The organism is Pseudomonas sp. MC6 (assembly GCF_054790575.1).
On sequence record NZ_CP186504.1, the window covers coordinates 4,399,257 to 4,410,313 of the forward strand.

8 protein-coding genes are annotated in these 11,057 nt (G+C 60.1%); 4 read left to right on the forward strand and 4 right to left on the reverse strand.

The window, feature by feature from the left end; genetic code table 11:
* Positions 1-95 precede the first annotated feature (95 nt).
* On the forward strand, positions 96-1,319 hold the full coding sequence (gene pncB, locus ACOYXE_RS19700; RefSeq protein WP_160055381.1) for a nicotinate phosphoribosyltransferase: 1,224 nt from the start codon (positions 96-98) through the stop codon (positions 1,317-1,319).
* Between the two features lie 4 nt (positions 1,320-1,323).
* Positions 1,324-2,151 (forward strand): ammonia-dependent NAD(+) synthetase, encoded by an 828-nt coding sequence (gene nadE / locus ACOYXE_RS19705; RefSeq protein ID WP_460926475.1) that lies wholly within the window; start codon positions 1,324-1,326, stop codon positions 2,149-2,151.
* Between the two features lie 198 nt (positions 2,152-2,349).
* Here nadE and azu read toward each other — a convergent pair whose 3' ends face one another.
* Positions 2,350-2,793: an azurin gene (gene azu, locus ACOYXE_RS19710; RefSeq protein WP_095138131.1), complete on the reverse strand. Its 444-nt coding sequence runs from the start codon at positions 2,791-2,793 to the stop codon at positions 2,350-2,352.
* 340 nt (positions 2,794-3,133) lie between these two features.
* On the opposite strand from azu, the gene ACOYXE_RS19715 reads away from it, so the two are divergent.
* Both ACOYXE_RS19715 and ACOYXE_RS19720 read left to right on the forward strand, forming a co-directional pair.
* Positions 3,134-3,721 (forward strand): LOG family protein, encoded by a 588-nt coding sequence (locus tag ACOYXE_RS19715; protein ID WP_160055379.1) that lies wholly within the window; start codon positions 3,134-3,136, stop codon positions 3,719-3,721.
* 67 nt (positions 3,722-3,788) lie between these two features.
* The gene (locus ACOYXE_RS19720; RefSeq protein WP_077570658.1) at positions 3,789-3,977 is read left to right on the forward strand and encodes a hypothetical protein; all 189 of its coding nucleotides are present in this window, start codon (positions 3,789-3,791) and stop codon (positions 3,975-3,977) included.
* Between the two features lie 211 nt (positions 3,978-4,188).
* On the opposite strand, the gene ACOYXE_RS19725 is transcribed toward ACOYXE_RS19720, so the two are convergent.
* From ACOYXE_RS19725 to ACOYXE_RS19735, 3 genes are all read right to left on the reverse strand, one after another.
* On the reverse strand, positions 4,189-5,079 hold the full coding sequence (locus tag ACOYXE_RS19725; protein ID WP_460926476.1) for a transglutaminase family protein: 891 nt from the start codon (positions 5,077-5,079) through the stop codon (positions 4,189-4,191).
* Positions 5,079-7,565, reverse strand: a complete 2,487-nt coding sequence (locus tag ACOYXE_RS19730; RefSeq protein ID WP_460926478.1) for a circularly permuted type 2 ATP-grasp protein — start codon at positions 7,563-7,565, stop codon at positions 5,079-5,081. The genes ACOYXE_RS19725 and ACOYXE_RS19730 overlap by 1 nt, the downstream gene beginning before the upstream one ends.
* An 88-nt stretch (positions 7,566-7,653) precedes the next feature.
* Positions 7,654-10,929, reverse strand: a complete 3,276-nt coding sequence (locus ACOYXE_RS19735) for a transglutaminase family protein (RefSeq protein WP_460926479.1) — start codon at positions 10,927-10,929, stop codon at positions 7,654-7,656.
* Positions 10,930-11,057 lie beyond the last annotated feature (128 nt).

Genomic DNA, 11,057 nt, shown 5'->3' on the forward strand with positions numbered 1-11,057 from the left:
TTTAAAAAACTGCTGGCAATCTTCGTCCCTGATATGCGCCACTAGCGCCATTGATTGAGTCCGCGCACAGGCGCGGCGCACCTGGAGACCCCGTTATGAGCGAGAGCGTGTTTGCCGATCGCATCGTGCAGAACCTGCTCGACACCGACTTCTACAAATTGACGATGATGCAGGCGGTGCTGCACAACTACCCCAACGTCGAAGTCGAATGGGAGTTTCGTTGCCGTAACAGCGAGGATCTGCGCCCGTATCTGGCCGAGATCCGTTATCAGATCGAGCGTCTGGCCGAGCTGAGCCTGAGCGCCGACCAACTGAGTTTCCTTGAGCGGATCAGCTTCCTCAAACCGGACTTCCTGCGTTTCCTCGGACTGTTCCGCTTCAACCTGCGCTATGTGCACACTGGTATCGAAAACGGCGAGTTGTTCATCCGTCTGCGCGGGCCGTGGCTGCATGTGATTCTCTATGAAGTGCCATTGCTGGCGATCGTCAGCGAAGTGCGTAACCGCTATCGCTACCGTGAAACCGCACTGGAACAGGCGCGCGAGCAGCTCTATCGCAAGTTCGACTGGCTGACCGCCAACGCTTCGGCCGATGAGTTGTCGCAACTGCAAGTCGCCGATTTCGGCACCCGTCGACGCTTTTCGTACGGCGTGCAAGCTGAAGTGGTGAACGTGCTCAAACACGATTTCCCCGGACGTTTTGTCGGCACCAGCAACGTGCACCTGTCCCGCGAACTGGACATGAAACCGCTGGGCACCATGGCCCACGAATGGATCATGGCCCACCAGCAACTCGGTCCACGGCTGATCGACAGCCAGATCGCCGCACTCGATTGCTGGGTTCGCGAGTACCGTGGTCTGCTGGGCATCGCGCTCACCGATTGCATCACCACCGATGCGTTCCTCGGCGATTTCGACCTGTTTTTCGCCAAGCTTTTCGACGGTCTGCGCCACGACTCCGGTGATCCTGTGGTGTGGGGCGAAAAATGCATTGCGCACTATCACAGGCTCGGCATCGACCCGATGAGCAAGACCCTGGTGTTCTCCGACAGCCTGACCCTGCCCAAGTCGCTGGAGATCTTCCGCGCGCTGCACGGTCGGATCAACGTCAGCTTCGGCATCGGCACCAACCTCACCTGTGACATTCCGGGTGTCGAACCGATGAGCATCGTGCTTAAAATGACTGCCTGCAACGGCCAACCGGTGGCGAAGATCTCCGACGAGCCAGGCAAGTCCCACTGCAAAGACCCCAATTTTGTTGCCTATTTGCGACACGTTTTCCAGGTTCCTGCCGATTCCAGTCTATCTAGCAAGGAGTGAATTCATGCAAGCCGTACAGCGTGAGATTGCTGAGCAGCTCAAGGTGCAACCGCCGTTCGCCGACTACCAGGCTCTGCAGGCCGAAGTCGCCCGGCGCATTACCTTTATTCAGAATTGCCTGGTCAATTCCGGGCTCAAGACGCTGGTGCTGGGCATCAGCGGCGGCGTCGACTCGCTGACCGCCGGCCTGCTGGCCCAGCGCGCGATGCGTGAGCTGCGCGACCAGACCGGCGACAATAGCTACAAATTCATCGCCGTGCGCCTGCCGTACGAAACCCAGTTCGATGAACACGATGCCCAGGCCTCGGTGGACTTCATTGCTCCAGACGAGCGCCACACGGTCAACATTGGCCCGGCAGTGAAGTCGCTGGCCAGTGAAGTGGCAGCGTTTGAAGGCAAGCATGCGGTGTCGGTGGACTTTGTGCTCGGCAATACCAAGGCACGCATGCGCATGGTCGCCCAATACACCATCGCCGGCGCGGCGCATGGTCTGGTGATCGGCACCGATCATGCGGCGGAAGCGGTGATGGGTTTCTTCACCAAGTTCGGTGACGGCGCCTGCGATCTGGCGCCGCTCAGCGGTCTGGTGAAAAACCAGGTTCGCGCGATTGCGCGCAGCTTTGGTGCGCCGGAGTCACTGGTCGAGAAGGTGCCAACGGCGGACCTTGAGGATTTGTCGCCGGGCAAACCCGACGAAGCGTCCCATGGTGTGACGTACGCCGAGATTGACGCGTTCCTGCACGGCGAGCCGGTGCGTCAGGAAGCGTTCGACATCATCGTTGCGACTTACAACAAGACCCATCACAAACGTGTGATGCCGTTTGCGCCGTAAGCGCTGATGGAATGAAAAAGCCCGCTGAGGAGTGATCCTCAGCGGGCTTTTCTTTGGCCATTGCTTTCATTGATGCGGATGGCCCCTTCGCGAGCAGGCTCGCTCCCACATGGTTCGCTGTCGGACCCAGCATTTGTGCACAACTAAGACCTGTGGGAGCGAGCCTGCTCGCGAAGAACGATGACGCGGTTGAACGGCTTACTTAACAGTAATCGTGCCTTTCATCATCGAGATGTGCCCAGGGAACGAGCAGAAGAAGCCGTAGCCACCGTCAGCAATCTTCGCTACGTCAAAGGTCAGCGAGTCGGTTTCCTTGGCGCCGATGATCTTGGTGTGAGCGATGATGCGCGCGTCACCTTCCGGCAGGTAGTTCTTGTCGATACCGGCGGCCAGGCCAGCGGTGGCGATTGGCTGCATGTCAGCTTCTTTGCTGATCACCAGGTTATGGCCCATGACGTTCTTCGGCAGGTTGCCCGAGTGGGTCAGTTCGACGGTGAAAGTCTTGCAGCTCTTGTCGATCACGATTTCCTTGGTGTTGAAGGACATCTGATCGGTGGAGTCAACGGTGGTTTTGCACTCAGCAGCCATCAATTGGCTGCTGGCCAACGCCAGCAGGGATACCGCAACAACTTTGGAAAACATGGTGAATCTCCAAGGCAGGGTTAACAAAAACACGAATGGTGGAAAGACTGCCTGAAATCTTCGCAAGTTCCTATGACTTGAGTCAAAAATTGTATACAACTTTCAGGCTATGACACTCATCGACACAATCTAACGGCCAGATTCCCCGACCGGCCCTATGATCGGCGCATCTACTGAGACGGAGTGCCTGTCATGTTCTTTAACGGTCTGTTGTGCAGTTTGCTCGCCGCCTACGCCTGTGGCGCCAGCGGCACCTTTGAATCGCCTGAACGCGAAGTTTAGGCCTTGGATCACGGCGTGCCAGCCATTACCCTGTGACGGATTGACCCAGGAGGAAGGCATGTCTCTGAAATCCGTATGTGTATTTTGCGGTGCCAATGCGGGCACTGATCCGGCTTACACCGAAGCCGCCATTGCCCTTGGCCGGGCCTTGGCCGAACGTAAACTGACCCTGGTCTACGGCGGTGGCGCCGTGGGTTTGATGGGCATCGTTGCCGATGCGGCACTGGCTGCCGGCGGCGAAGTGATCGGCATCATCCCGCAAAGCCTGATGGACAAGGAAATCGGCCACAAAAGCCTGACACGCCTGGAAGTGGTCGATGGCATGCACGCGCGCAAGGCGCGCATGGCTGAACTGAGCGATGCGTTTATCGCCCTGCCCGGCGGCCTCGGTACACTGGAAGAATTGTTCGAAGTATGGACCTGGGGCCAGCTTGGCTACCACGGCAAACCTTTGGGCCTGCTGGAAGTAAACGGTTTCTACAGCAAACTCACTGCTTTTCTTGACCATATCGTCGGCGAAGGCTTCGTTCGCGCGCCACACCGTGACATGCTGCAAGTGAGCGAATCGCCGCAAGCACTGCTCGATGCCCTGGATAACTGGAAGCCGACCGTCACGCCCAAATGGGTCGAGCAAAAACCCGGCTAACCACCGGGCACCGATACAGGGCAGAATACGCGCCGCTCAACCTCACCTTCGACCAAGAGGAACGCCCATGGCCAAACCCAATTACTCCTTCGCCAAACGTCAACGAGACCTGGCAAAGGAACAGAAGAAAGAGGAAAAGCTTCAGCGCAAGAAACAAACCGCTGAAGAAGCAGCACTGAACCCTGAGGGTGAAGTGGCACCGGAAGATGATGTTGATGCAACTGAAACACCGAAAGATCAGGCGCCCGACGCCTGAACCCCACCGGGTTTGATGATCGAATCAGACCCTGCGGATTTGTGACGGGGCTGGCGGTTTCACTGCCGGCCCTCACAGCCTTCCATTCCCCAATACACCCGAATTCCCTGTGGGAGCGAGCCTGCTCGCGAAAGCGGTGTACCAGCTACCTATAAGTTGACTGACCTGACGCCTTCGCGAGCAGGCTCGCTCCCACATTTTTTGATCGTCGTTAATCCAGCGGCATCACGGTGACGCGCACTTCCGGGTCATGATTGCCGCCGCCGAGAATCACCCCGCGCAACGGTGACACATCGGAAAAATCCCGCCCCCACGCCAGCGTGATGTGCTCCAGCGCCGGCTGCACATTGTTGGTCGGATCGAAATCCACCCAGCCCAGCACCGGACAAAACACCGACACCCAGGCATGCGACGCATCGGCGCCGATCAAGCGTGGCTGCCCCGGCGGCGGCTGCGTCAGCAAATAACCACTGATGTAGCGCGCTGCCAAGCCTCGCGAGCGCACGCATGCCAGCATCAAGTGAGCGAAGTCCTGACAAACCCCGCGTCGTCGCTCCAGCACCTCCACCAGCGGTGTCGCCACCTGGGTCGCCTCAGCATCGAAGGTGAATTCGCTGAAGATCTTCTGCATCAAGTCCTGCACGCCCAGCAGCAACGGCCTGCCCGCCGGAAAACAACTTTGCGAGAATTCGACGAAACTGCGTTTCAGATGCACGTACGGTGACTGGAACCGGTAGCGACAGGCTTCGAGCAACTCAGCGGACAACGGCTGACTGCTGTAACTCAGCGCATCGCGGGTCAGCTCCCACGCGGGCGACTGATTGAAGTCCAGCGCCGGCCGCGCCAGCACTTCAACGGTGAGTTGTGCATTGACCTGCAATTCGTCATGCGGCCGCTCAAAGGCCAATCGGGTCAACGGATTACCAAACACATCCAGCTCATCGCGCCGTGCTGTCGGGTCCGGACTAATCAGCAATTGCTGATCGGTGCAGCGCTGCCATTCGCATTTTCGCGGCCACAAGTGCGCCAGTTGCTGTGCGAGGGAAACCGGGCTGTCGTAGTGGTAACAGGTGTCGTGGAAAATCTGGTATCGAGCATTCATCAGACAGACACCGTGCGTTGGCTGACGTCATCGACATGGGCGAAATGGCGCAGGGCCAGACGATCCGAGACCTGACCGCTGGCATCGGCAATCTCTTGCAGCAGATCCGCCAGACCATTGAGCGCCGCTCGTACGCTGGCCTCCCCGAACAATGGATTCTCCAGGCATCCCAGATCAAAACGCGCAAGACGCTCGACCAACTGTGGCAATCCCGCTTCCCGTGGGACACCGAAATCATCATTCAAGCGCTTTAACGTGCGGGTCACCAGCTTCAACTGAAACAACACCGCGTGCGGGTTCTGCTCGTCCAGCAGCAACAGGTCGAGCACCGGAATCAATTGCGCCACGGCCAGATAACGTGAGCGATAGGTGATGCTGCTGTTGCCCAACTCCAGCAACCACTCCAGGCCCGCCTGATCGAATGCGCCGGCACCACGCAGAAATGCCGCCAGACTGCTGCTGAGAAATTGCAGTCGCTCGATGCGCCGGCCAATCATCAGAAACCGCCAGCCTTCGTCGCGGGTCATGTCGTCGAGGGCAAACCCGGACAGCGCCGCCAGCGACATCACCAGCCGGTTGAGGAAATCCAGCAGCTCGCCGAAGTCGGGTTCGTCGGTGTCCAGGTCCATCGCTTCGCGCTGCAACTCCACCAGCGCCTGCCAGTTCTCGCGCGAAAGCTTGCCACGCACCTGCGAGGCTGCCCACTGCAAACGCTGCAGGTTGGAGCGCAGACTGAACGACCAGTCCTCACCCAGCAGCGCTGCCAACAGGCGCTCAGGGAGTTCACCTTCGTCCGGCAGCAACGTCAGCCGCTCACCGAGGTCGACCGCCGCCTGTAGCGCTTGCGGGTCATCGCCATCGACATACCGCGCGAGCATGATCCGCAGCAGCCGCGCACTGTCGTCGCAGCGTTCGCAGTAACGGCCGAACCAGAACAGGTTCTCCACCACTCGCGAGGGTAGATACGGATCGCGCCGCACCAGATCGTGCACGCCGACATTACGCTGGCTCTTCCATTGCTCGCCGCTGGGTGGACGATCGCCAAGTACCCAAGTGTCCTTGCTCGCCCCGCCGCGCTGCATCGATACCACTTCGGCATCCGCCTCGGCGGCCACCCGGGTCAAACCACCGGGAAGCACGCGATAACCCTCACCACTGGCCACGGCGTACATACGCATGCCGATCGCCCGTGGTTGCAGTTGTCCATTTTCCGCCTGCCAGATCGGCGCGTGGGACAATTGAGCCAACTCTTGCGCCACATAGGCATACGGGCGCGCCTGCATGCGCTCGGCAAGCGCCTGGCGCTGTTTTTCACTCAGATCACGGCCGAACACAGGCGCGAAGCTTTGCGAGGGGAACGCCGGTTTGATCAGCAGTTCGGGCAGTTTTTCCAGTGCTTGCGCCAATACCGGCGACTCACCGCACCACCACGTCGCGATCGACGGCAGGATCAGTTCTTCGCCAAACAGGTATTGATTGATCCTGGGCAGAAACCCAAGCAATCCCGGCGACTCCAGCACGCCACTGCCCAATGCATTGGCCACCAGCACGCGGCCCTGACGCACCGCTTCGAGCAGACCGGGAACACCGAGCGCCGAGTCCGTGCGCAGCTCCAGCGGATCGCAGAAATCATCATCGAGCCGGCGCATGATCGCGTGCACCCGACGCAGACCACTGAGGGTTTTCAGGTAGACCGTGGCATCGCGCACCGTCAGGTCACCGCCCTCGACCAGCGGGTAACCCAACTGGCGAGCCAGATACAAATGTTCGAAATAACTTTCGTTGAAGCGCCCCGGTGTGAGCAGCACCACCAGCGGCGTGTCATCGTCACTCGGCGCCTGTCGTGCGAGGGTTTCCTGCAATGCGCGGAAGAAACCCGCCAGATGCTGCACCTTGAGATCACGGTACAACTCGGGAAAGGCACGGGACACGATGGTGCGGTTTTCCAGGGCATAGCCGGCGCCCGACGGCGCTTGTGTGCGATCCGCCGTGACCCACCAGCGCCCGTCCGGCGTGCGTGCCAGATCCACGGCGTACAGGTGCAGAAATATCTCTTCCGGCGGCGCGATATGCTGACACGGCCAGAGAAAATTGTTGTGACCGAAGACCAGCTCTGCCGGCAACAAACCTTCGCTGATCAGCCGTTGCGGGCCGTACAAGTCCGCCAGCACAGCATTGAGCAGGCGCGCACGCTGAGCGATGCCTGCCGACAATTGCTGCCACTCATCTGCAGCAATCACATGCGGCAGCAGATCCAGCTCCCAAGGCCGATCCGCGCCTTTGGGATCGGCATAGACGTTATACGTGACACCGTTTTCCTGAATCTGCCGCGCCAGCAATGCCTGACGCTGTACCAGTTGCGCCGGGGTGCTGCGCTGCAACTGGTCGAACAGCCGCCGCCAGTGCGGGCGCACCGCGCCACTGCCGTCGAGCAGTTCGTGATAAGTGCCCGCCGTGAGCGGGTAGCGGTCTAGCAGGTCAGGCATGGAAAGCTCGGCAGACAGCAAGGAACGGTCAGACTAACGCAGGCAGATGACGCGCGGATAGACGAAAAATCCGCGTGTCGCGTAGGCCTTAGAAACGTCGTAAATCGATTGTCATCGGTAGCTCGTCACTGATTTCTACATTCGGTATAGGAAGTTTCCCCGGCGTGTGTCCGACGCGAAAGAACCGCGCCATACGCCGGCTTTCGGCTTCGTTGGCGTTGACTGGCAATGTCTCGTAATTGCGCCCGCCCGGATGGGCAACATGGTACTGGCAACCGCCCAGTGACCGGCCCATCCAGGTGTCGAGCAGGTCGAACACCAGCGGCGCGTGCACCGGGATGGTCGGTTGCAAGCAGTTAGCCGGTTGCCACGCGCGATAACGCACCCCAGCGACGAACTCTCCTACGCGTCCGGTCGGATGCAATGGCACGGCGATGCCATTACAGGTCAGCAGATAACGCTGCGGCGGCAAGCCTTTGAGCTTGACCTGCAGGCGCTCCAGCGATGAGTCGACGTAACGCACCGTGCCACCTGTCGCGCCCTCCTCGCCCAGGACATGCCATGGCTCCAGCGCCTGACGCAATTCGAGCTCGATACCGTTAACGGCGTAATCGCCAACCTTGGGAAAACGAAACTCCAGATGCGCGGCGAACCATTCCGCGCGCAGTGGATAACCGGCGTTGTTGAGTTCGACGATGACGTCGGCGAAGTCCTGTTCGATAAAGTGCGGCAGCAGGAAACGGTCGTGCAGTTCAGTGCCCCAACGCGCAAGTTTCGCCGGCGCATAAGGCTCACGCCAGAAACGTGCGACCAGTGCTCGCAGTAACAACTGCTGAGCCAGGCTCATGCGCGCATGGGGCGGCATTTCAAAGGCGCGCAACTCCAGCAAGCCGAGACGCCCGGTGGCGCCGTCCGGCGAATACAGTTTGTCGATGCAGAACTCGGCACGGTGAGTGTTGCCGGTGACGTCGATCAGCAAATTGCGCAGCAGTCGATCAACCAGCCACGGTGCACATTCCTCGCCCGGCTCGGGCATCTGCGCGAAAGCGATTTCCAGTTCGTACAGCGCGTCATTGCGCGCCTCGTCAACCCGTGGCGCTTGGGACGTCGGGCCAATGAACAAACCGGAAAACAGGTAGGACAGCGAAGGATGGTTGTGCCAGTAACTGATCAGGCTGCGCAACAGATCCGGGCGACGCAGGAACGGCGAATCTGCTGGCGTCGCGCCCCCGAGCACAAAGTGATTGCCGCCGCCGGTACCGGTGTGACGGCCATCGATCATGAATTTCTCGGTGGTCAGGCGGGTCTGGCGCGCCTCTTCATACAGAAACTCGGTGCGCTCGACCAATTCGTCCCACGTGGCCGAGGGTTGCACGTTGACTTCGATCACGCCCGGATCAGGGGTGATACGGAAGTTGCTCAGGCGCGGATCGCTCGGCGGCTCATAGCCTTCCAGCAGCACCGGGCAATGCAGTTCTTCGGCGGTGGCTTCGATCGCCGCGACCAGTTCCAGATAATCCTCGAGCCGCTCCAGCGGCGGCATGAACAGGTACAAACGCCCCTCACGGGCTTCGGCACAAAACGCGGTGCGTGTCAGCCAGTCGGCGGATTCGTCGATTTTTGGCACGCGTTCGTCGGGCGTAGCCGCTTCGCCTGGACTATTGAGCTGCGCAGTTTGCGGCAACTCGGGAAAATCCTGATTCGGATCCTGTGGATGAATAAACGGATACTCGGCCGCTTTCACCCACGGCTGCGAACCCAACGGCAAGCGATAACCCAGCGGCGAATCTCCCGGGACCAGACGGCAGTGCTCATCACGCAGGTACCAGCGCCCGCTCTGCCATTGATCGCCCTTGGCGGTGCGCGCCAGCGGCAGCACCTGGCCGATCACCTTGTTCAGGCCCTGACTGAAGACTTTGCGCAGGCGTGCGCGCTCCAGCGGCTCCTCCAGACGCGAATCTTCGGCGCTGACGTTGCTGGGTAATGTGCCCTCGCGCCAGAGGTAATAGAAGTTGTCTTCGTAGGCCGGGAACACAAAACGTGTAGGCAATTTCAGGCGTTCGGCGACACTGGCGAGGAAGCGCCCCGCCAATTCGCCATTGGCGCCGTAATCCTGTTGCTCGTCGGCGATCAAAGCGTCGTTGTGCCAGATCGGCACGCCGTCGCGGCGCCAGTAGCAATTGAGCGACCAGCGCGGCAATTGCTCGCCGGGATACCACTTGCCCTGACCGAAATGCACCAGGCCTTTCGGTGCGTAGTGTTTGCGCATGCGCTGGAACAGTTCGGCGGACAGTCGACGTTTATCGTCACCCAACGCGGCGGTGTTCCACTCGGCGCCGTCCGGATCGTCGATGGAAACGAACGTCGGCTCGCCGCCCATAGTCAGGCGCACGTCGTCTGCCAGCAGGTCGGCATCGATCTGCCGACCCAGCGTTTGAATCGCCTGCCATTGCTCATCGGTGTAGGGCTTGGTGACCCGCGGCGCCTCCCAGATCCGCTCCACCGACATTTCGTGGCTGAACACACATTCGCAAGGTTCGACCAAGCCACTGATCGGTGCCGCCGAGGACGGATCTGGACTACACGCCAACGGGATATGCCCTTCACCGGCAAACAGCCCGGAAGTCGCATCCAGGCCGATCCAGCCCGCGCCCGGCAAATACACCTCGCACCAGGCGTGCAGGTCAGTGAAATCGACGTCAGTGCCGGATGGGCCGTCGAGGCTTTTCACATCGGCGGTCAGTTGAATCAGATACCCGGAGACAAACCGCGCGGCCAATCCAAGGTTGCGCAGTAGTTGCACCAGCAGCCACGCCGAATCCCGGCAGGAGCCGGAGGCATGTTCGAGGGTGTGCTCCGGGGTTTGCACGCCCGGCTCCATGCGGATCAGGTAACCGATGTCTTCGCTCAGGCGCTGGTTGAGCGCCACCAGAAAATCCACCGCTGGCAGCGGTGTGCGGTCGATGGCGTCCAGATAGGCTTTGAATTTGGGGGTCAGCGGCAGGGTTTCGAGGTACGGCGCCAATTCCTTACGCTCATCGGCGGCGTAGGCGAAGGGGATTTTCTCGGCGTAGGGCTCGAGGAAGAAGTCGAACGGATTGAACACCGCCATCTCGGCGAGCAGATCGACTTCGATGCGCAACTCATTGGTTTTCTCGGGGAACACCAGCCGCGCGAGGTAATTGCCCTGCGGATCCTGCTGCCAGTTGATGAAATGCTGCTCGGGCGAGACTTTCAGCGCATACGACAGAATCCGCGTGCGGCTGTGGGCGGCCGGGCGCAGGCGAACGATCTGCGGGCCGAGTTCGACAGCGCGGTCGTAGCGGTAATGCGTGACGTGATGCAATGCGACATGAATCGACACGGCGTGCCTCCTGCGAGCCTAAGCGTATTCGAAAGCGCGCAAGACTTATGCCATGCAGAGGCTTGGGCGCTTTCCCGGAATGCTTAAGGCAGTACAGCACCAAAATCGGGCGATGCGGGGAAATGGTT

Coding starts and splice junctions, on each gene's coding strand:
- ACOYXE_RS19725 (WP_460926476.1), bottom strand. CDS start 5,079: ATGAATGCTCGATACCAGATTTTCCACGACACCTGTTACCACTACGAC.
- azu (WP_095138131.1), bottom strand. CDS start 2,793: ATGTTTTCCAAAGTTGTTGCGGTATCCCTGCTGGCGTTGGCCAGCAGC.
- ACOYXE_RS19720 (WP_077570658.1), top strand. CDS start 3,789: ATGGCCAAACCCAATTACTCCTTCGCCAAACGTCAACGAGACCTGGCA.
- ACOYXE_RS19715 (WP_160055379.1), top strand. CDS start 3,134: ATGTCTCTGAAATCCGTATGTGTATTTTGCGGTGCCAATGCGGGCACT.
- nadE (WP_460926475.1), top strand. CDS start 1,324: ATGCAAGCCGTACAGCGTGAGATTGCTGAGCAGCTCAAGGTGCAACCG.
- pncB (WP_160055381.1), top strand. CDS start 96: ATGAGCGAGAGCGTGTTTGCCGATCGCATCGTGCAGAACCTGCTCGAC.
- ACOYXE_RS19730 (WP_460926478.1), bottom strand. CDS start 7,565: ATGCCTGACCTGCTAGACCGCTACCCGCTCACGGCGGGCACTTATCAC.